The organism is Marivita sp. GX14005 (assembly GCF_023370775.1).
In the GTDB taxonomy this organism is placed as follows: domain Bacteria; phylum Pseudomonadota; class Alphaproteobacteria; order Rhodobacterales; family Rhodobacteraceae; genus Marivita.
In genome coordinates, this window is sequence record NZ_JAMCCQ010000002.1 from 368,933 (window position 1) to 390,610 (window position 21,678).

Here is a 21,678-nt window from a genome sequence, read left to right on the forward strand (position 1 = left end):
CTTGACGCTCGAGCGGCCCGAGAGACCCGCCTATGATGTCGTGATCGTCGGCGGCGCGATCATGGGCTCCGCCGCGGCATGGTTCCTGACCGATCTGGGCTTCAACGGAACGATCCTCGTCATCGAGCGCGATACGAGTTTCGCGAACTGCGCCACGGCACATTCGACAAGCTGCATCCGCCAGCAATTCAGCACCGCGCTCAATGTGCGGATCAGCCAGTTCGGCGCGGATTTTATCGAGTCCATGCCGGACCGCATGGGCACGCAGGATGTGCCCCAACTGGCGATCCGCAATTTCGGGTATCTCTATCTCGCCGATAGCGAGGGCTTTGCACAGGAGCTTCGACAGCGGCAGCGCATTCAGACTGCGGAGGGCGCCGCGACGCGGCTGCTTGCGCCGGCCGAGATTGCGGCAGAGTATCCGTTCTACGCGCTCGGCGATATCGTTCTCGGTTCGATCAATACCGACCGGGAGGGATATTTCGATAGCATGGCCGTGTTCGATGCGCTCCGGCGTCAGGCGCAAAAACGCGGTGCCGTCTATATCCAGAACGAGGTTGTCGGAATGGCCGCGCAAGCCGGGCGCGTGGAAAGCGTGACGCTGGCGAGTGGCGAAGTCATCGGCTGCGGCGCTGTGGTCAATGCCACCGGCCCGAGGGCGGCGCAAACGGCGGCGATGGCGGGAATCGCGGTGCCGGTGGAGCCGCGCAAGCGCTGTTCGTGGATCTTCCGCGCCGAAACGCCGCTGCCGCGCGACCTGCCGCTCACGATCGACCCGTCCGGCCTGCATGTGCGCGAGAATGGTGGCGGCACTTATCAGGCGGGCGGGCATTTCGGCGATGACCGGGTGGAGGGATACGACGATTTCGCCATGGATCATGGGCTTTGGGAAAACGAGGTCTGGCCGCGTCTGGCGCGGCGTATCCCGCAATTCGAAGCGATCCGACTGACGCACAGCTGGTGCGGGCACTATGAGATGAACGTCGTCGATCACAACGCCATTCTCGGCCCGCATCCGGATATAGGGAATTTTCTGTTCATGAACGGTTTTTCGGGCCACGGGCTTCAGCAGGCTCCGGCGATGGGGCGCGGGGTGGCGGAATGGCAGTGTTATGGCGGCTACCAGACGCTCGATCTGAGCGCGTTTCATTTCGACAGGCTGGCAGGCGCTGCTGCTCCGGCGGAAGCGGCGGTGATCTGACCCTGCCTTGCGTTGCGCGCCCTGCGCAGCTTCGATAGACAGGATAAAACCGCGAGCCGGGGGCCTGATGCTTCGATTACCTGCCGTCCTTTTGCTTACCCTTGGCTTGACCGCCTGTGGCAGTTCGACCCGCGATCTCGAAGAGCCGACGGAGCCGCTCGGCGATTTCGGTCTCGGGCATATCGGCGTGGTCGCGCCGAACCTGCAAAAGCTCCTGATCTCGCGCGAGGCGACCGCCGATGAATGGACCGAAACGGTCGAGGCCGCTTTCGCCACGCGGTTCAAGCGGTTCGAGGGGGAGAAATACTACCATTTCGGCATCAGCGCAGAGGCCTATTCCCTTCCGCCGCCCATCGTGCCGGGGAAATCGGCGCTGGCTTTGAATGTGACGGTTTGGGACGATGCCGCTCAGGCCAAGCTGAACGAGACGCCGGAACAGATACAGGTCATCAAGGTGTTCGAATCCCGGCTCACGAAAAGCCGCGAGGACCAGATGAAAGGTCTGGCCGAGGAAGCCGCGCGGCTGACCGAAGTGTGGCTGCGCGAGATGCAGGAAAGCGACGGTTGGTTCGGCGGCGCGTCACCGGAGCGGGTGGACGGCCCAGCCGAAGGCCAAGACGCGTCCGCCGCCGAAAAGATCGTGGTGCCTGCCGGGGTTGCGCAAACCATGCGCGCCGCGGCGGCACGCCCCGACATGCGCTGATAGCGGCGGCCACCACGCCTGTTCGGCACGCCGGTTTGGGCTTGATTTCCCGCATTTTCGCGCATAAACGGCGCGCGATGAAAACCGGGCCGCGACCGGCCCCCCAACGCACGAGGCGTCTGAAAAGATGGGCAAGGAAAAGTTTGAGCGCGGCAAGCCGCACTGCAACATTGGCACGATCGGTCACGTTGACCACGGCAAGACGACGCTGACGGCGGCGATCACGAAGTATTTCGGCGATTTCCGTGCCTATGACCAGATCGACGGCGCGCCGGAAGAGAAGGCGCGCGGGATCACGATCTCGACCGCGCATGTGGAATACGAGACCGACGCGCGCCACTACGCGCATGTCGACTGCCCCGGCCACGCCGACTACGTCAAGAACATGATCACCGGCGCAGCGCAGATGGACGGCGCGATCCTGGTGGTGAACGCCGCCGACGGTCCGATGCCGCAGACGCGCGAGCACATCCTGCTGGGCCGCCAGGTGGGCATTCCGGCGATGGTCGTGTTCCTCAACAAGGTCGACCAGGTGGACGATCCCGAGCTTCTCGAGCTGGTCGAGATGGAGGTGCGCGAGCTTCTGTCCGAGTATGATTTCCCGGGCGACGACATTCCGATCATCGCGGGCTCGGCGCTGGCGGCGATGGAAGGCCGTGATCCGGAAATCGGCGAGGAGAAGATCAAGGAGCTGATGGCGGCGGTCGACGAATACATCCCGCAGCCCGAGCGCGCTGTGGATCAGCCGTTCCTGATGCCGATCGAGGACGTGTTCTCGATCTCCGGCCGCGGCACCGTGGTGACGGGCCGTGTCGAGCGGGGCGTGATCAACGTCGGCGACGAGATCGAGATCGTCGGCATCCGCGACACCAAGAAGACGACCTGCACGGGCGTCGAGATGTTCCGCAAGCTGCTCGATCGCGGCGAGGCGGGCGACAATATCGGCGCGCTGCTGCGCGGCGTGGACCGTGACGGTGTCGAGCGCGGGCAGGTTCTGTGCAAGCCGGGTTCGGTGACGCCGCACACCAAGTTCGAGGCCGAGGTCTACATCCTGACCAAGGAAGAGGGCGGCCGCCACACGCCGTTCTTCGCGAACTACCGTCCGCAGTTCTACTTCCGCACGACGGATGTGACCGGCACCGTGACGCTGCCCTCGGGCACCGAGATGGTGATGCCGGGCGACAACCTGAAGTTCGAGGTCGAGCTGATCGCACCGATCGCGATGGAAGAGGGCCTGCGCTTCGCCATCCGCGAAGGCGGCCGCACCGTCGGCTCCGGCGTCGTGTCGAAGATCGTCGAGTAATCGCAATGCCGGGCCGGGCGCATGTGTCCGGCCCAACGAAATCAGGGGCGGCCCAGTGCCGCCCTTTTTCTTTGCTCAAAATCCTGCGGCGCGTTGCGATCCGCCTCTTGATCTTCGTCATGTCTTGGAATACGCGTCTGCACGGCGATAGGGGTATAGCTCAGTTGGTAGAGCGACGGTCTCCAAAACCGTAGGTCCCGGGTTCGAGCCCTGGTGCCCCTGCCATTCCCGAGACGACGAACAAAAAAAGGCCGCCCGAATGGACGGCCTTTCGATCGGTGGTGCGGAAGCGCGCTTAGTTCAGCAATGCCTGGATTCGCTCCACTTTCTCACCGCGGGACATGCCGCTATGGGCATAGGCGAGCGCGAGTTCAAGTTCGTCTTCCGTCAAGCCGGCGAGGTCGGCATCCGGAACATAGGAGCGCAGAATGTTGATGCGTCCGGTGTTCATTGCAGCCGTCGTCTCGTCGTCCATCTCCTTACCTTGCAGGATGCTGGCAACGCGGGACGCAGCTTCAGCTTCGGAATTGGCGCCATAGGATACGGCCAGCGCCGCTTCGGCTTGCGCTTGCGTGACATTGGTCAGATCGGCATCGGGCGCATATTCGCGCAGACGTGCGATTTCTGCTTCGCTCAGGCGGACGGGGCCCATATCGATATTGTTGTCATGCTCAAGCGCCTTCAGCTTGGCGGTCTTCTCACCATGGGACATGCCCGAATGAATGATGCCGTAGGCGATATTGTAGTCTTGCTCGGTATAGCCGGACGTGTCGATATCGGTGTTGAAGGTCTGCACCTCGATCATTTCGGCTTCGGTCAGGGCGAACGCGCCGGTGCCGAGGGTGGTTGCGAGGGCCGTTGCAATCATCAAGCGTTTCATTTCGATCCTTTCCAGCCCGGCGGGCTGATTACTCAAACTCTCTCCGGTCGGTCGTCTTTGCCTCCGGTTCTGGGGAGACAACAGTCTGCCCGAAATATCGTTCCCGGCGTGCCCGAAAAAATTTCGCCGGCCCTGTGAGCGCTCACATGGAATGCGCGTCGCGCTGCCTTCCAGCATGCGCTCTCACGTATATATGTGCTGCGCGATATGGTCTCATTGCTTGAAAAGACGCGCGGGCTTGGTTAAGTGCGGGGCAGATCAAGTCAACATGAGGCCAGACGCATGGCAACGACCAATCCGCTTCAGTTCATCCAGCAAGTTCGCGCTGAAGTGTCCAAGATCGTCTGGCCGACCCGGCGGGAGGTGCTGTTGACCACGGTGATGGTGTTCATCATGGCGGCGCTGACGGCGGTGTTCTTCGCGTTGGTCGATATTCTGATCCGCAGCGGTCTGCAGGGGATTCTCGCGCTGTTCGGATAGGGCGGTCGGCTCTTGATTGTCCCTCGCCGAGGCTGTAGGGAAATTTTCGAACGGAATGTGGCGTGCATCGATTCGAGTTGCACGCCGATTTTTTATCCCGGTTTGCGATCCGGGGCGGGCCGGCGGTTCCGGCCGCGATCAGAAACGAGACGGCGTTTTCGTCGCTTGAACAAAGAGGTTTGTGACCAGATGGCGAAGCGGTGGTATTCGGTCAGTGTCCTGTCGAATTTCGAGAAGAAAATCGCCGAGCAGATCCTTCAGGCGGTCGAGGAGCAGGGGCTTCAGGACCAGATCGAGGAAGTGCTCGTGCCCACCGAGGAGGTGATCGAGATTCGCCGCGGCAAGAAGGTCACGGCGGAGCGGCGTTTCATGCCCGGTTACGTTCTTGTGCGCATGGAGATGTCGGACCAGGGCTATCACCTCATCAATTCGATCAACCGCGTCACCGGCTTTCTGGGGCCGCAGGGCCGGCCCATGCCGATGCGAGATGCCGAGGTGCAGGCGATTCTCGGCCGTGTTGCCGAGGGTGAGGAAGCGCCGCGTCAGCTCATCCATTTCGAGGTGGGCGAGAAGGTCAAGGTCAACGATGGCCCGTTCGAGGATTTCGACGGCATGATCGAGGAAGTGGACGACGACAACCAGCGCCTCAAGGTGTCGGTCGTCATCTTCGGCCGGGAAACCCCGGTCGAGCTGGAATACACGCAGGTCACGAAACAGGGCTGACGTGTTCGGCGGGGCGACCCGCCACCCGAGCGTGGGAGGCGAGCGGCGCGCGCGTCGCGGACCGGACCACACAACATGAATGATCGAGGGGCGCGCCCCGAGGTCGTTGGATAAGGAGAGGCCAGATGGCCAAGAAACTCGCCGGCAAGATGAAGCTGCAGATCCCTGCAGGTCAAGCCAACCCCAGCCCGCCCGTCGGCCCCGCACTGGGTCAGCGCGGCATCAACATCATGGAATTCTGCAAGGCGTTCAACGCGAAAACGCAGGATATGGAGCAGGGTGCTCCCTGCCCGACGGAGATTGTCTATTACCAGGACAAATCCTTCACCATGAACATCAAGACGCCGCCCGCGTCCTACTATCTCAAGAAGGCCGCCGGTCTGAAGCCGGTGGGCAAGCGCAACCGCCCGCGCGGTGCCGAAACGCCGGGCCGTGAAACCATCGCGACCGTCACCGTCGCGCAGGTGCGCGAGATCGCGGAAGCGAAGATGAAGGATCTCAACTCCAATGACGTTGAGAGTGCAATGAAAACCATCGTGGGCGCGGCGAAGTCCATGGGTATCGAGGTGAAGTAAGATGGCGAAACTTGGAAAACGCACCCGCGCCGCACGCGAGGCTTTCGCCGGCAAGGAAGACATTTCCGTCGAGGAAGCGGTCTCCCTGATCAAGGCCAATGCCAACGCGAAATTCGATGAAACTGTCGAGATCGCGATGAATCTCGGCGTCGATCCGCGCCATGCCGACCAAATGGTGCGCGGTGTCGTCGGTCTGCCGAATGGCACCGGCAAGACCGTGCGCGTCGCCGTCTTCGCACGCGGTCCCAAGGCCGATGAGGCCAAGGAAGCGGGCGCCGATATCGTCGGCGCAGAGGATCTGATGGAAACGATCCAGTCCGGCGAAATCAACTTCGACCGCTGCATCGCAACGCCCGACATGATGCCGATCGTCGGCCGTCTGGGCAAGGTGCTGGGTCCGCGCAACTTGATGCCGAACCCCAAGGTCGGCACCGTGACGATGGACGTCAAGGAAGCCGTCGAGGCGGCGAAGGGCGGCCAGGTGCAGTTCAAGGCAGAGAAGGCCGGTGTCGTCCATGCGGGCGTCGGCAAGGTCTCCTTCGACGAGGCCAAGCTGGTCGAGAACGTCAAGGCGTTCGTCGATGCGGTTGCCAAGGCCAAGCCGAGCGGCTCCAAGGGCACCTACATGAAGAAGATCGCGCTGAGCTCGACCATGGGTCCGGGCGTCAGCGTTTCGGTCGAGGACGCGGCCAGCCAGTAAATCAATGCGTTGACGCATTGACCTGTTTGCGTCGACGCAAACGGGGCTTCGATTCCAAGGCGGCGCTCTACCGGGCGCCGCTTTTTGCCGTTCTGGCAGGATCGATTTGACATTCGGCGAAAACCGGCTTTCCGGGGTTGGCAATCGGGGAGGAACGCAGTATGCCACCCGCTGTAAGAGAGCGCGCGATTCGTCCCGCGCTCTTTTGCATTACGTCCGAGACGGTGGGTGGCGGCGCGAGCTGCGATAAATCCTGCCCGAGGCGGGAACAGACCGAATGCCGAGGCTCGACCGTCGAGCGCGCGGCGGGTTTGGGACCGCTTGATGCGGACCAAAACCGCCGGAGCGATCCGGTATGACTGAGCCGGGGGGCTCGCCCCCCAAACTGGAGAAAACCTGTGGATAGAGCCCAAAAAGAGAAAGTGGTCGAGGAACTCGGCCAGATCTTCGAAAGCTCTGGCGTCGTTGTGGTTGCCCACTACGAAGGTCTCACAGTTGCCGAGATGCAGGATCTGCGGGGGCGCGCACGCGCTGCTGGCAGTTCCGTACGTGTCGCCAAGAACCGTCTGGCCAAGATCGCGCTCGATGGGAAGCCTTGCGAGAGCATCGCAAGCTACCTGAGCGGGATGACGGTTCTCACCTATTCCGAAGACCCCGTGGCTGCAGCCAAGGTGGCCGAGGATTTCGCCAAGGAGAACAGCAAGTTCGAGATCCTTGGCGGTGCGATGGGTGAGAACGCACTTGACCGGGCCGGCGTTGAAGCCGTGTCGAAGATGCCGTCGCGCGAGGAGCTTATCGCTACCATCGCTGGCATGATCGGCGCACCCGCTTCGAACATCGCCGGGGCGATCGGCGCACCTGCATCGAATATCGCGTCCATTCTTTCGACCATCGAAGAGAAAGCGGCGTAAGGCAACAGTCGAAACCCTCGTGGGGTTGTAACCCTGACGTTGGAACACATCTTATCAAGGAAAGTCACAATGGCTGATCTGAAAAAACTCGCAGAAGAGATCGTTGGTCTGACGCTTCTCGAAGCACAAGAACTGAAAACCATCCTGAAGGACGAATACGGCATCGAGCCCGCAGCAGGCGGCGCCGTGATGATGGCGGGCCCGGCCGATGCAGGCGGCGGCGCTGCTGCTGAAGAGCAGACCGAATTCGACGTCATCCTGAAGTCGGCAGGTGCTTCCAAGATCAACGTGATCAAGGAAGTCCGCGGCATCACCGGTCTTGGCCTCAAGGAAGCCAAGGAGCTGGTCGAAGCAGGTGGCAAGGCCGTCAAGGAGCAGGTTTCCAAGGACGAAGCCGAAGAGATCAAGGGCAAGCTGGAAGCAGCTGGCGCCGAGGTCGAGCTTAAGTAATCCGCGCCGGGGCAACCCGGAGTTGGACTTTTTCAAGGCTGGGTTCGGGAATTTCCGAGCCCAGCCAAGCCTGTCTTGGAGAGGCCCTTTCGAACAGGGGCTTTTCTCAGGCAGGACCCGAGGATCGGGAGGCGCGCGGTGGGACGCGTGCCATGAATTGATCGGGGTCTTGTTGTCTCTATTGGGTAGCTCGCCGGGGCCCGACGGCGCAGCGCTCAGGTGAGAATGAAAAGGTGATATCGACCATGGCGCAAAGCTACCTTGGCCAGAAACGTCTTCGTAAGTATTACGGCAAAATTCGCGAGGTTCTGGAGATGCCGAACCTCATCGAGGTTCAGAAATCCTCCTACGATCTCTTCCTGAAATCCGGCGACCAGCCCGATCCGCTCGATGGCGAGGGGATCAAGGGCGTGTTCCAATCGGTCTTCCCGATCAAGGATTTCAACGAAACCAGCGTGCTGGAATTCGTCAGCTACGAGCTGGAAAAGCCCAAATACGACGTCGAGGAATGTCAGCAGCGCGACATGACCTATGCCGCGCCGCTCAAGGTAAAGCTGCGTCTGATCGTGTTCGATGTCGATGAAGACACCGGTGCGAAATCCGTGAAGGATATCAAGGAACAGGACGTGTTCATGGGCGACATGCCCCTGATGACGCCCAACGGCACCTTCGTGGTGAACGGCACGGAGCGGGTGATCGTCTCCCAGATGCACCGCTCGCCGGGCGTGTTCTTCGACCATGACAAGGGCAAGACGCACAGCTCGGGCAAGCTGCTCTTCGCCTGCCGGATCATTCCCTACCGCGGCTCCTGGCTGGATTTCGAATTCGACGCCAAGGATCTCGTCTTCGCGCGCATCGACCGCCGCCGCAAGCTGCCGGTGACGACGCTGCTCTATGCGCTTGGACTCGATCAGGAAGGCATCATGGATGCCTATTACAACACCGTAAATTACACGCTGCGCAAGGGCGAGGGCTGGGAGACGAAGTTCTTCCCCGAGCGCGTGCGCGCCACGCGCCCGGCCTTCGATCTGGTTGACGCGGCCACCGGCGAGGTGTTCGCCGAAGCAGGCAAGAAAGTCACGCCGCGCGCCGTCAAGAAGATCATCGACGAGGGCAAGATCATCGATCTTCTGCTCCCGTTCGAGCAGATCGTCGGCAAGTTCGTCGCCAAGGATATCATCAACGAGGATACCGGCGCGATCTATGTCGAGGCCGGGGACGAGTTGACATGGGTGGTCGACAAGGATGGCGCGGTCACGGGCGGCACGCTCAAGGACCTGATCGATGCGGGCATCACCGAGATCCCGGTGCTCGACATCGATAACGTCACCGTCGGGCCCTACATGCGCAACACGATGGCGAACGACAAGAACATGAACCGCGAAACCGCGCTCATGGACATCTATCGCGTCATGCGCCCCGGCGAGCCGCCCACCGTCGATGCGGCGTCTGCGTTGTTCGAAACGCTGTTTTTCGACAGCGAACGCTATGACCTGTCGGCTGTCGGCCGGGTCAAGATGAACATGCGCCTTGCGCTGGACAAGCCCGACACGCAGCGCACGCTGGACCGCGAGGATATCGTCGCTTGTATCAAGGCGCTAGTGGAACTGCGCGACGGGCGCGGCGACATCGACGATATCGACCATCTCGGCAACCGCCGCGTGCGCTCGGTCGGCGAGCTGATGGAAAACCAGTATCGCGTCGGCCTGCTGCGCATGGAGCGCGCCATCAAGGAACGCATGTCATCGGTCGAGATCGACACGGTGATGCCGCAGGACCTGATCAATGCGAAACCGGCGGCTGCGGCGGTGCGTGAATTCTTCGGCTCCAGCCAGTTGTCGCAGTTCATGGACCAGACCAACCCTCTGTCGGAAGTGACGCACAAGCGGCGCCTGTCGGCGCTTGGGCCGGGCGGTCTGACCCGTGAACGGGCCGGTTTCGAGGTCCGCGACGTGCATGCCACGCATTATGGTCGCATGTGCCCGATCGAAACGCCGGAAGGCCCGAATATCGGCCTGATCAACAGCCTCGCCACCTTCGCGCGTGTGAACAAATACGGCTTCATCGAAACGCCCTATCGCCGGGTCGAGAACGGCCGGGTGACGGATGATGTGCAATACATGTCCGCCACTGAGGAGCAGCGTCATACCGTGGCGCAGGCCAACGCGACGCTGGACGAGGATGGCAAGTTCATCAATGAATTCGTCAACACCCGTCAGGCCGGCGAATACACGCTTGCGCCGAATGAAAGCGTCGATCTAATCGACGTGTCGCCGAAACAGCTGGTCTCGGTTGCGGCCTCCCTTATTCCGTTCCTGGAAAACGACGACGCGAACCGCGCCCTGATGGGCTCGAACATGCAGCGTCAGGCGGTCCCGACACTCCGTTCCGAGGCGCCGCTGGTGGGCACGGGGATCGAAGGTGTGGTTGCACGGGATTCCGGCGCGGCCATCATGGCGCGCCGGGCAGGTGTGATCGACCAGGTCGATGCAACGCGTATCGTTGTCCGCGCGACCGAGGATCTGGAGCTGGGCGATGCCGGCGTGGACATCTACCGTCTGCGCAAGTTCCAGCGTTCCAACCAGAACACCTGCATCAACCAGCGTCCGCTGGTCAATGTGGGCGACACGGTGGGCAAGGGCGAGGTGATCGCCGATGGCCCCTCGACCGATCTGGGGGAACTGGCGCTCGGCAAGAACGTGATCGTCGCGTTCATGCCGTGGAACGGCTACAACTACGAAGACTCGATCCTGATCTCCGAGCGGATTTCGCGGGACGACGTGTTCACCTCCGTCCATATCGAGGAATTCGAGGTCGCGGCGCGCGACACGAAACTCGGGCCGGAAGAAATCACCCGCGATATTCCGAACGTCGGCGAGGAAGCGCTGCGCAACCTCGATGAGGCGGGCATCGTCTATATCGGCGCGGATGTCGAACCGGGCGACATTCTCGTCGGTAAAATCACACCGAAGGGCGAAAGCCCGATGACGCCCGAGGAAAAACTCCTCCGTGCGATCTTTGGTGAGAAAGCCTCGGACGTGCGCGATACGTCGCTGCGCGTTAAGCCGGGCGATTTCGGCACGGTTGTCGAAGTCCGGGTCTTCAACCGCCACGGTGTTGAAAAGGACGAACGTGCGCTTCAGATCGAGCGGGAAGAGGTCGAAAGCCTCGCCCGTGACCGGGACGACGAGTTGGCCATTCTGGACCGCAACATCTATGCGCGTCTCAAGGATCTGATCCTTGGCAAGACCGCCGTCAAAGGCCCCAAAGGTGTGAAAGCGAACAGCCAGATCACCGAAGAGCTGCTGGATAGCCTGACCCGCGGTCAGTGGTGGCAGCTGGCGCTCGAAGACGAAGACGACGCCAAGATCATGGAGGCCCTGAACGAGCAGTACGAGGCGCAGAAGCGTGCCCTCGATGCCCGTTTCGAGGACAAGGTCGAAAAGGTCCGTCGCGGCGACGATCTGCCCCCGGGCGTGATGAAGATGGTCAAGGTCTTTGTCGCGGTAAAGCGCAAGCTGCAGCCGGGCGACAAGATGGCCGGACGTCACGGCAACAAGGGAGTTATTTCCAAGGTGGTCCCGATGGAGGACATGCCGTTCCTCGCGGATGGCACGCCGGTCGATTTCTGCCTCAACCCGTTGGGTGTTCCATCGCGGATGAACGTCGGTCAGATCCTCGAAACCCACATGGGCTGGGCCGCGCGCGGTCTGGGCGTCAAGATCGACGAAGCGTTGCAGGATTATCGCCGCTCCGGCGATCTGACCCCGGTGCGCGAAGCGATGCGGATTGCCTATGGCGACGATGTCTATCAGGAGGGCATCGCCGACATGGAAGAGGCCGAGCTTGTCACTGCGGCAGGCAACGTCACGCATGGTGTGCCGATCGCGACGCCGGTCTTCGATGGCGCCAAGGAGGCGGATGTGAACGACGCGCTGACACGCGCGGGCTTCGATACCTCGGGCCAGTCCATCCTCTTCGACGGTCGCACCGGCGAGCAATTTGCCCGCCCCGTGACCGTGGGCGTGAAGTATCTGCTCAAGCTGCACCACCTTGTCGACGACAAGATCCATGCGCGCTCGACCGGGCCTTACAGCCTCGTCACCCAGCAGCCTCTGGGCGGCAAGGCGCAGTTCGGCGGCCAGCGCTTCGGTGAGATGGAGGTCTGGGCGCTGGAAGCCTATGGCGCGGCCTACACCTTGCAGGAGATGCTGACGGTGAAATCGGACGACGTGGCGGGCCGGACCAAGGTCTATGAAAGCATCGTCAAGGGCGAGGACAATTTCGAAGCGGGCGTTCCCGAGAGCTTCAACGTGCTCGTGAAAGAAGTCCGCGGCCTCGGCCTGAACATGGAACTCCTGGATGCGGAGGACGAAGAATAAGCGACCGCGGTCGCACCGGGCGCCAATTTCTTCGAAGGAATTGACGCCCGGCTTCATCCCCCACGCCCCCATTTTTGAGGAATACTCATGAACCAGGAATTGACGAACAACCCGTTCAACCCCGTCGCGCCGCAAAAGGTGTTCGACGAAATCAAGGTCTCTCTGGCCAGCCCGGAGCGGATCCTGTCGTGGTCCTTCGGGGAGATCAAGAAGCCCGAAACCATCAACTACCGCACGTTCAAGCCCGAGCGTGACGGCCTGTTCTGCGCGCGTATCTTCGGCCCGATCAAGGATTACGAATGCCTTTGCGGCAAATACAAGCGCATGAAGTATCGCGGCGTCGTCTGCGAGAAATGCGGCGTCGAGGTGACGCTGCAAAAGGTGCGCCGCGAGCGGATGGGCCATATCGAACTGGCCGCGCCCTGCGCCCATATCTGGTTCCTCAAATCGCTGCCGTCGCGCATCGGCCTGATGCTGGACATGACGCTGCGCGACCTGGAGCGGATCCTCTATTTCGAGAATTACGTGGTGATCGAACCCGGTCTGACCGATCTCACCTACGGTCAGTTGATGACCGAGGAAGAATACATGGACGCGCAAGACGTCTATGGCATGGACGCGTTCACCGCCAATATCGGTGCTGAGGCGATCCGCGAGATGCTGGCCAATATCGACCTTGAATCCGAGGCGGAGCAACTGCGCGCGGATCTCAAGGAAGCGACGGGCGAACTGAAGCCGAAGAAGATCATCAAGCGCCTTAAGGTGGTGGAATCCTTCCTGGAATCCGGCAACCGCCCTGAATGGATGGTGATGACGGTCATTCCGGTCATTCCGCCCGAACTGCGCCCGCTGGTGCCGCTCGATGGCGGCCGGTTCGCCACGTCCGATCTGAATGACCTCTATCGCCGGGTCATCAACCGCAACAACCGCCTCAAGCGGCTGATCGAGCTGCGCGCGCCCGACATCATCGTGCGCAACGAAAAGCGGATGCTCCAGGAATCCGTTGACGCGCTGTTCGACAACGGCCGTCGCGGCCGCGTCATCACGGGCGCCAACAAGCGTCCGCTCAAGTCGCTGTCCGACATGCTCAAGGGCAAGCAGGGCCGCTTCCGTCAGAACCTTCTGGGCAAGCGTGTCGACTTTTCGGGCCGATCGGTCATCGTGACCGGGCCGGAGCTCAAGCTGCACCAGTGCGGGCTGCCGAAGAAGATGGCGCTCGAGCTGTTCAAGCCGTTCATCTATTCGCGGCTTGAGGCCAAAGGTCTGTCTTCGACTGTGAAGCAGGCGAAAAAGCTGGTCGAGAAAGAGCGTCCCGAGGTTTGGGATATCCTCGACGAGGTGATCCGCGAGCACCCGGTTCTTCTGAACCGCGCGCCAACGCTGCACCGCCTTGGCATCCAGGCGTTCGAGCCGGTTCTGATCGAAGGCAAGGCGATCCAACTTCATCCGCTGGTCTGTTCGGCCTTCAACGCCGATTTCGACGGCGACCAGATGGCCGTTCACGTTCCGCTGAGCCTTGAGGCGCAGCTCGAAGCACGTGTCTTGATGATGTCGACGAACAACGTTCTGTCGCCCGCCAACGGCGCGCCGATCATCGTGCCGTCGCAGGACATGATCCTTGGTCTCTATTACACCTCGATCATGCGCGAAGGCATGAAGGGCGAGGGCATGAAATTCGCCTCCATCGAAGAGGTCGAACATGCGCTGAATGCCGGGCTCGTGCATCTGCACACCAAGATCGAATGCCGCGTGAGGCAGATCGATGAGGAGGGCAACGAGATCACCAAACTGTACGAAACGACCCCCGGTCGCGTACGGCTCGGCGCGCTGCTTCCGATGAACGCCAAGGCGCCGTTCGATCTGATCAACACGCTGCTGCGCAAGAAGGACGTGCAGCGGGTGATCGACACCGTCTATCGTTATTGCGGTCAGAAAGAGAGCGTCATCTTCTGCGACCAGATCATGTCCATGGGCTTCAAGGAAGCGTTCCGCGCGGGCATTTCCTTCGGCAAGGACGACATGGTGATTCCAGAGTCCAAGTGGCCGATCGTGGAGGAAACCCGCGAGCAGGTGAAGGATTTCGAACAGCAATACATGGATGGCCTGATCACCCAGGGTGAGAAATACAACAAGGTCGTCGATGCGTGGTCGAAATGTAACGACAAGGTCACCGAGGCGATGATGTCCACCATCTCGGCGGCCAAGACCGACGAGGCGGGCGCGGAGATGGAGCCGAACTCGGTTTACATGATGGCCCATTCCGGGGCCCGTGGCTCCGTCACGCAGATGAAGCAGCTGGGCGGGATGCGCGGCCTGATGGCGAAGCCGAACGGCGACATCATCGAAACGCCGATCATCTCGAACTTCAAGGAAGGTCTGACCGTCCTTGAATACTTCAACTCGACGCACGGCGCGCGGAAAGGTCTGTCCGACACCGCTCTGAAAACGGCGAACTCGGGTTACCTGACACGGCGTCTGGTCGACGTGGCACAGGATTGCATCGTTCGGATGCATGATTGCGGCACCGAACGTGCCATCACGGCGCAGGCCGCGGTGAACGATGGCGAGGTCGTCGCCTCGCTGGCGGAGCGTATCCTCGGCCGCGTTGCGGCGGATGATGTGGTCAAGCCGGGCGGAGACGAGGTGCTTGCACGCGCCGGTCAACTGATCGACGAGCGTATGTCGGACGCGATCGAGGAGGCGGGCGTGCAATCCATGCGCATCCGCTCGCCGCTGACCTGCGAGGCCGAAGAAGGCGTCTGCGCCATGTGCTATGGCCGTGATCTGGCGCGCGGCACGATGGTGAACACGGGCGAGGCCGTTGGCATTATCGCAGCGCAATCCATCGGTGAGCCGGGCACACAGCTGACGATGCGGACCTTCCACATCGGCGGCGTCGCGCAGGGTGGTCAGCAGTCCTTCCAGGAAGCCAGCCAAGAGGGCAAGATCGCGTTCGAAAACGAATCTACGCTCGAAAACTCCTCGGGCGAAACGCTCGTGATGGGCCGCAACATGAAGCTGCGGATCATGGACGAGCATGGCGAGGAACGCTCCAGCCATAAGCTGGGCTACGGCACCAAGCTGTTCGTGAAGGAAGGCGATACCGTGTCGCGCGGCGACAAGCTGTTCGAGTGGGATCCCTACACGCTTCCGATCATCGCCGAGAAGGATGGCGTCGCCAAACATGTGGATCTGACCGCTGGCGTGGCCGTGCGCGACGAAACCGACGATGCGACAGGCATGACCCAGAAGATCGTGATCGACTGGCGAGCCGCGCCGAAGGGCAACGAGCTCAAGCCGGAGATCATCCTGATGGACAAGGACGGCGAACCGCTGCGCAACGACGCGGGCAACCCGATCACCTATCCGATGTCCGTCGATGCGATCCTGTCGGTCGAGGACGGCCAGGAGGTCAAGGCCGGTGACGTCGTGGCGCGTATCCCGCGTGAGGGTGCCAAGACCAAGGACATCACCGGCGGTCTGCCGCGCGTGGCCGAGCTTTTCGAGGCACGGCGTCCGAAGGATCACGCCATCATCGCGGAAATCGACGGTTATGTGCATTTCGGCAAGGACTACAAGAACAAGCGTCGCATCTCGATCAACCCAGCGGAAGAGGGGCTGGAGCCGGTGGAATACATGGTGCCTAAGGGCAAGCATATTCCGGTGGCCGAAGGCGATTTCATCCAGAAGGGCGATTACATAATGGACGGCAACCCTGCGCCGCATGACATCCTGTCCATCATGGGTGTCGAGGCGCTGGCGAACTACATGATCGACGAGGTTCAGGACGTCTATCGCCTGCAAGGCGTGAAGATCAACGACAAGCATGTCGAGGTGATCGTGCGCCAGATGCTGCAGAAGTGGGAGATTCTCGACAGTGGGGATACCACGCTTCTCAAGGGCGAGCATGTGGACAAGGCCGAATTCGATCTTGCCAACGAAAAAGCGGAGAAGAAGAACGGCCGTCCGGCGCAGGGTGAACCGATCCTTCTGGGCATCACCAAGGCGTCGCTGCAGACCCGCAGCTTCATCTCGGCAGCGTCCTTCCAGGAAACCACCCGCGTGCTGACCGAAGCGTCTGTGCAGGGCAAGAAGGACAAGCTGGTCGGCCTGAAGGAGAACGTCATCGTGGGCCGCTTGATCCCGGCAGGCACCGGCGGCGCGACGCAGAAGATGCGCCGCGTGGCGCAGGAGCGCGACAATGTCGTGATCGAGGCCCGCCGCGAGGAAGCCGAAGCCGCCGCCGCACTGGCTGCGCCGGATGCTTCCGGCGATGTCGTCGGCGGGGACGAGTTCGACAATATCATTGTCGATACGCCCGAAAGCCGCGAATAAACCGTCGTTTCCATAAAAATTTCGAACCCCCGCCATCCGGCGGGGGTTTTTCGTTCTCCGTTCACGCCCGCGTCATGAGCCGGAACGCGTATGAGCCCAGGCACGTTGCTTTCCAAGCAATGCAAAGGGAGATTTCACATGAGACGTTTCATTCTGACGACAACTGCCATGGCGATGCTATCCATTCCCGCAACAGCGCAGGAAATGCATCAGTGGGGTGACAAGAAAGCCGATTTCGAGCCGGCCTTCGACAATCAGACGCGGGCCGAACTGGTGCAGACCGACGCATCCTTTGCGTTCGATGATCTCGTGACCGGGCTCGAACACCCTTGGGCGGTCGAGCAATTGCCGAACGGGCAGGGGCTTCTGGTCACGGAACGGCCGGGCCGGCTGGTTCATGTCACGCTGGACGGCGAGGTCTCGGAACCGATTTCCGGGCTGCCGGAGATTTTCAATCAATCCGCCGGCGACAGCACGCAGGCCGGATTGCTCGACGTGAAGATCGGGCCGGACTTCGAAAGCGAACGGTGGGTCTATTTCACCTATGCCAAGGGCAAAGGGGACGGCATGTCCGTCACCGCCGCCGCGCGCGGGAAGTTGTCCGACGACATGACCGCGCTGACCGATGTGCAGGAAATATTCGAACAGACGCCACCATCCCCCGCAGCCATGCATTACGGCAGCCGGATCGTGTTCGACGGTCAGGGACACGCCTTTATCACCACCGGCGAGCATTTCACCGACACCGAACGCGAGAAGGCGCAGGATCTGGGAACGACCTATGGCAAGGTCGTGCGGGTGAAGCTCGATGGATCGATCCCCGAGGACAATCCCTTTGTCGGCGAAGAGAGCGCCATCGACAGCATTTGGTCCTACGGTCATCGCAATATCCAGGGCGCGGCGATGCGCGGCGATCAGCTTTACATCGTCGAACATGGCCCTGCCGGTGGGGATGAGATCAACATCCCGCTGCCGGGCGCGAATTACGGCTGGCCGGTCGTGTCCTATGGTGTGCGCTATGATGGCGGGCCCATCGGCAGCGGCGATGCCCGCGCCGACGGCATGGAACAGCCCGCCTATTACTGGGATCCGGTGATCGCGCCCGGCGACATGATTTTCGTCGAGGGCGATATGGTGCCGGAATGGCAAGGCGACAGCCTGATCGCCGGGCTTGTCGCCGACGGGATCGTTCGGCTCGAATGGGACGGGGATCGCGTGTCTGCCGAGGAACGGCTTTTCACGCAATACGGCCGGGTTCGCGATATCGAGGAACTGGACGATGGCAGCCTGATCCTCGCCACCGATTACGATGACGGCAAGCTGGTGCATGTCACCCGCGAGGGCCAGTAACAGAACAGGGGCGCGGGCCTTCGCCTGCGCCCCAACCGTCAGGCGGGAGCGGGGCGCAGCCCGTTCATCTCGCGGCGCGAGATGCGGAATGCCACAAGCAGCGCAACGACCCAGCCGCTGGATACGGCAGTCGCGATGCCGAGCCAGACGCCCCATATCCCCGACCCCAGGACAAAGACGTAAAACCAGATGAAAAAGGCGACGCCGAAACCCTGACGATAGATGCTGATCCAAAGCGTGTAGATCGGGCGCTTCAATCCCTGAAGATAGGAGTTGACTGAAAACAGCATCATGTAAACGGGGAAAAGAAAGCCATCCACCAGAAGGTAGCTTGCACCGATCTCGATTACCTCCGCGTCCGATGTGAACGGGCGCATGGCCCATGCCCCGGCGAACCACAGCAGCGGCATGGCGACGGCGGCGATGGCAAAACCGAGCTTCCAACACAAAAACAACGCCTCGCGCACCCGGTCGAACTGCCGCGCGCCGAAGTTTTGCCCGGTGATCGGAAGCAGAGCGCCGGTCATCCCCAGCACCGGCAGAAGCAGGATCTGCTCGATCCGGAGCGCAACGCCATAGCCTGCAATCGCTTCCTCGCCGAATTCCTTGAGCGCGAATTGCACGACAAAGCCCGACACGAACATCACGATCATGGCGGTGCTGGCCGGAGCCATCTGTTCGACTATGGCTTTGAAACAAGACGGATCGGGAACGAACTCGGCGCGGTGGACACGGTCCATCAGCGGCAGGCGGAAGATGCGCGTCAGGATGAAAAGCATCACGCCGGTCTGGCTCAGAATTGTCGAAGCGGCGATGCCGTCGAAGCCCATCCCGCCCCAAAGGCCGGGGATACCCCAGATCAGCAGCGGATTGAGCACGACATTCGCAACGAACGCTGCCATCAGCGCGCGCTGCATCGAGTGGGTATCGCCATGCGCCTGCAGGATCCCGTTGGCCCCGTAGGCCATCAGGAAACCGGGCAGGGCGAAGATCAGCCAGCCGAAATATCCCAGCGCCGCGTCGCGATAGCCGCCCGGTTCCGAGATCAGCCGGATCAGGTGCGGGCCGCCCCACGATCCGAGCAGCATGAGCAATGCGGTTGCGATTGCGCCGAATGTCAGCCCCTGCGCCGCAAGGCTTCGCGCCGCGCCGGGATTGCGTTCGCCCTTGGCGTTGCTCACCAATGCGCTGAGGGCGGAGCCGAGGCCGAAACCGACCGCCATCATGATGAAGAACGCCTGATAGCCGATCGCCAGCCCGGCCTGCGCCTCGGTCGAGAGGCGACCGGCGAAATAGACGTCGACGACATTGTAGAGCGTCGCGAACAGCATTCCGAACGCCGACGGAATGGCAAGATTGCGGTAATGCGTCAGAAGCGACCCGGTGGTCAGGTCGTCGGTTTGGGCAGCGGCCAAGGGATTTCCTTCATTGTTTTGCTCTGCGCGCCTGCCGCACGCCTTCGAGGACATACGCCGATTGCAAGAAATTCCAAATTTTTCAACCTGTCGCTTTTGACGTGGAGCCGCCTTGGCCGTGCTGCTAAGCCTCGGCCATGGTGCAAATGTCCGACAATCTGCGCGGTGCGCTTCTGATGTGTGCCGCAATGGCGGCGCTGACATGCGGCGATGTGGCGATCAAGGCGACGGGTGGCGCGATGCCGCTCTCGCAGCTATTGGTCATTCGCGGGATTTTCGCCTCTTCGGCGCTTCTGGTGATGGCGCGGTATTTAAACGCGCTGCGGCTCGATCTGCCGAAATCGGACTGGCTGCTGATGGCCGTACGCGGATTGGCCGAGGCGCTGGCGGCGTTCTTCTTTCTGACGGCGCTCTTGTCGATGCCGATCGCCAATGCGACGGCGCTCATGCAGATGTTGCCGCTTACGGTGACGCTCGGCGGGGCGGTGGTGTTTCGTGAAGCCGTGGGTTGGCGGCGCTGGACGGCGATCGTGATCGGGTTCTTCGGCATGTTGCTGATCGTGCGGCCCGGCACCGAAGGTTTCTCCGGCTCGTCGGTCTACGTGCTTTGCGCCGTCGCGGCCGTGACGGTGCGCGATCTGGTGACGCGGCGGATGTCGTCGGCGGCGTCCTCGCTGACGGTCACATTCGTCTCATCGGTGATCGTGACGCTTTTCGCTGGGGTCTGGTCGGTCGGGCAGGACTGGGTGGCGCTGACGCCGCGGCTGACATTTCTGGTGATGACGGCGTCGATCTTCATCATATTCGCATACCTTGCCGGCGTTGCGGTGATGCGGGTCGGTCAGGTCAGCTTCGTTGCGCCGTTCCGTTATACGGGGCTGATCTGGGCCTTGATCCTGGGATTTGTCCTGTTCGGTGAATGGCCCGAGCCGCTGACCCTGATCGGGGCCGCGATCATCGTGGCGACGGGCGTGTTCAGCCTGCTGCGCGAGGCGCGGTTTCGGCGGAAGGTGCGAAAGCCCGCGCTACCGCGTCAGCCGTGAGCGCGAAGCGCCGGTTTCGACCTGCCTTTTGTTTCGGGCGAAGCTGACGCGGCGCGCGCGGGCATACAGGCGTTCGGGTGCTGTTGACAAGGCCGACGACTCTCCATATACGCCCGCTTAATTCGGCGGGGTTGATACCTTTTGTGCCGATTTACAGGACTGGAGCGGTCAAGATCCGGGCGTCATGCCCCGATCCTCTGGAAATCCACCGCATCGCTTCCGCAAGGGGAGCGGATGCGGTCTTTTGCGTCGTTCCGCAAGGGCGACGTGCCTTGAGAGAGTATCGCGGACGCGCGGCGCTCAATGAACAACCCGCACGGGGATAGCCTCGTGCACCACATATGTGAGCTACACGGGGAAAGAACCGGAATGCCAACGATCCAACAGCTGATCCGCAAGCCGCGGCAGCCGAAAATCAAACGCTCGAAATCGATGCATCTCGAGCAGTGCCCTCAGAAGCGCGGCGTCTGCACGCGTGTCTATACCACCACTCCGAAAAAGCCGAACTCGGCGATGCGGAAGGTGGCCAAGGTGCGGCTGACCAATGGCTACGAGGTCATCAGCTACATTCCGGGCGAGAGCCACAACCTTCAGGAGCACTCCGTCGTCCTGATCCGTGGCGGCCGTGTGAAAGACCTTCCCGGTGTGCGCTATCACATCCTGCGCGGTGTTCTGGATACCCAGGGCGTCAAGGACCGGAAACAGCGCCGTTCGAAATATGGCGCGAAGCGTCCGAAGTAAGAGGAATTACAGATGTCTCGTCGTCACGCCGCAGAAAAACGCGAAGTGCTGCCCGATGCCAAGTATGGCGACCGGGTGCTGACCAAATTCATGAACAACCTGATGATCGACGGCAAGAAGTCGGTCGCGGAAAGCATCGTCTACCACGCGCTCGACCGGGTCGAGAGCAAGGTCAAGCGTGCGCCGGTGGAAATCTTCCACGAGGCGCTGGACAACATCAAGCCGTCGGTCGAGGTGCGCTCCCGCCGGGTTGGTGGTGCAACCTACCAGGTGCCCGTCGAAGTGCGTCCCGAGCGCCGCGAGGCCCTGGCGATCCGCTGGCTCATCAACGCGAGCCGCGCGCGCAACGAAAACACGATGGAAGAGCGCCTGGCCGCCGAGCTGCTGGATGCCGTGAACTCGCGCGGTTCCGCGGTGAAGAAGCGCGAAGACACTCACAAGATGGCCGACGCGAACAAAGCGTTCAGCCACTATCGCTGGTAACAG

The 21,678-nt window shown here is 61.6% G+C and carries 17 protein-coding genes and 1 tRNA gene; 16 read left to right on the forward strand and 2 right to left on the reverse strand.

The genetic code is table 11. The features are described 5' to 3' along the window. Position 1 precedes the first annotated feature (1 nt). From M3465_RS07990 to M3465_RS08005, 4 genes are all read left to right on the forward strand, one after another. The gene (locus tag M3465_RS07990; RefSeq protein ID WP_249501214.1) at positions 2-1,201 is read left to right on the forward strand and encodes an NAD(P)/FAD-dependent oxidoreductase; all 1,200 of its coding nucleotides are present in this window, start codon (positions 2-4) and stop codon (positions 1,199-1,201) included. 67 nt (positions 1,202-1,268) lie between these two features. Further along, on the forward strand, positions 1,269-1,904 hold the full coding sequence (locus M3465_RS07995; RefSeq protein WP_249501215.1) for a hypothetical protein: 636 nt from the start codon (positions 1,269-1,271) through the stop codon (positions 1,902-1,904). A 127-nt stretch (positions 1,905-2,031) separates the two neighbouring features. Beyond that, positions 2,032-3,207: an elongation factor Tu gene (gene tuf, locus M3465_RS08000; protein ID WP_249501216.1), complete on the forward strand. Its 1,176-nt coding sequence runs from the start codon at positions 2,032-2,034 to the stop codon at positions 3,205-3,207. Positions 3,208-3,356: 149 nt separating this feature from the next. Continuing rightward, positions 3,357-3,432: transfer RNA gene (locus M3465_RS08005), tRNA-Trp, on the forward strand. Between the two features lie 70 nt (positions 3,433-3,502). Here the strand turns inward: M3465_RS08005 and M3465_RS08010 are convergent. After that, a complete protein-coding gene (locus M3465_RS08010; protein WP_249501217.1) occupies positions 3,503-4,264 on the reverse strand; it encodes a hypothetical protein in 762 nt (253 codons plus the stop codon). Positions 4,265-4,369: 105 nt separating this feature from the next. On the opposite strand from M3465_RS08010, the gene secE reads away from it, so the two are divergent. The 9 genes from secE (at position 4,370) to M3465_RS08055 (ending at position 17,993) form a co-directional block, all read left to right on the forward strand. Then, complete coding sequence (secE, locus tag M3465_RS08015) at positions 4,370-4,567, forward strand: preprotein translocase subunit SecE (protein WP_249501218.1); 198 nt, start codon at positions 4,370-4,372, stop codon at positions 4,565-4,567. Positions 4,568-4,756: 189 nt separating this feature from the next. Then, entirely contained in the window at positions 4,757-5,290 is a 534-nt protein-coding gene (gene nusG, locus M3465_RS08020) for a transcription termination/antitermination protein NusG (protein ID WP_249501219.1), read from the forward strand. Positions 5,291-5,415: 125 nt separating this feature from the next. Then, on the forward strand, positions 5,416-5,865 hold the full coding sequence (rplK, locus tag M3465_RS08025; protein WP_249501220.1) for a 50S ribosomal protein L11: 450 nt from the start codon (positions 5,416-5,418) through the stop codon (positions 5,863-5,865). A 1-nt stretch (position 5,866) separates the two neighbouring features. Next, on the forward strand, positions 5,867-6,565 hold the full coding sequence (gene rplA, locus M3465_RS08030) for a 50S ribosomal protein L1 (RefSeq protein WP_249501221.1): 699 nt from the start codon (positions 5,867-5,869) through the stop codon (positions 6,563-6,565). A gap of 398 nt (positions 6,566-6,963) precedes the next feature. Beyond that, the gene (gene rplJ / locus M3465_RS08035; RefSeq protein WP_249501222.1) at positions 6,964-7,476 is read left to right on the forward strand and encodes a 50S ribosomal protein L10; all 513 of its coding nucleotides are present in this window, start codon (positions 6,964-6,966) and stop codon (positions 7,474-7,476) included. Positions 7,477-7,545: 69 nt separating this feature from the next. Then, positions 7,546-7,926 (forward strand): 50S ribosomal protein L7/L12, encoded by a 381-nt coding sequence (gene rplL, locus M3465_RS08040; protein WP_249501223.1) that lies wholly within the window; start codon positions 7,546-7,548, stop codon positions 7,924-7,926. Between the two features lie 245 nt (positions 7,927-8,171). After that, a complete protein-coding gene (gene rpoB, locus M3465_RS08045; RefSeq protein ID WP_249501224.1) occupies positions 8,172-12,308 on the forward strand; it encodes a DNA-directed RNA polymerase subunit beta in 4,137 nt (1,378 codons plus the stop codon). An 87-nt stretch (positions 12,309-12,395) separates the two neighbouring features. Next, positions 12,396-16,643, forward strand: a complete 4,248-nt coding sequence (gene rpoC, locus M3465_RS08050; protein ID WP_249501225.1) for a DNA-directed RNA polymerase subunit beta' — start codon at positions 12,396-12,398, stop codon at positions 16,641-16,643. Positions 16,644-16,781: 138 nt separating this feature from the next. Then, positions 16,782-17,993, forward strand: a complete 1,212-nt coding sequence (locus M3465_RS08055) for a PQQ-dependent sugar dehydrogenase (protein WP_249501226.1) — start codon at positions 16,782-16,784, stop codon at positions 17,991-17,993. Between the two features lie 38 nt (positions 17,994-18,031). Here M3465_RS08055 and M3465_RS08060 read toward each other — a convergent pair whose 3' ends face one another. Beyond that, positions 18,032-19,408 (reverse strand): MATE family efflux transporter, encoded by a 1,377-nt coding sequence (locus M3465_RS08060; protein WP_249501227.1) that lies wholly within the window; start codon positions 19,406-19,408, stop codon positions 18,032-18,034. A 146-nt stretch (positions 19,409-19,554) separates the two neighbouring features. On the opposite strand from M3465_RS08060, the gene M3465_RS08065 reads away from it, so the two are divergent. From M3465_RS08065 to rpsG, 3 genes are all read left to right on the forward strand, one after another. Then, positions 19,555-20,451, forward strand: a complete 897-nt coding sequence (locus tag M3465_RS08065; protein WP_249501228.1) for a DMT family transporter — start codon at positions 19,555-19,557, stop codon at positions 20,449-20,451. A gap of 369 nt (positions 20,452-20,820) precedes the next feature. Beyond that, positions 20,821-21,192, forward strand: coding sequence for a 30S ribosomal protein S12 (rpsL, locus tag M3465_RS08070; protein ID WP_050931498.1), 372 nt, complete (start codon positions 20,821-20,823; stop codon positions 21,190-21,192). 12 nt (positions 21,193-21,204) lie between these two features. Next, positions 21,205-21,675, forward strand: a complete 471-nt coding sequence (gene rpsG, locus M3465_RS08075; RefSeq protein WP_249501229.1) for a 30S ribosomal protein S7 — start codon at positions 21,205-21,207, stop codon at positions 21,673-21,675. Positions 21,676-21,678: the final 3 nt, after the last annotated feature.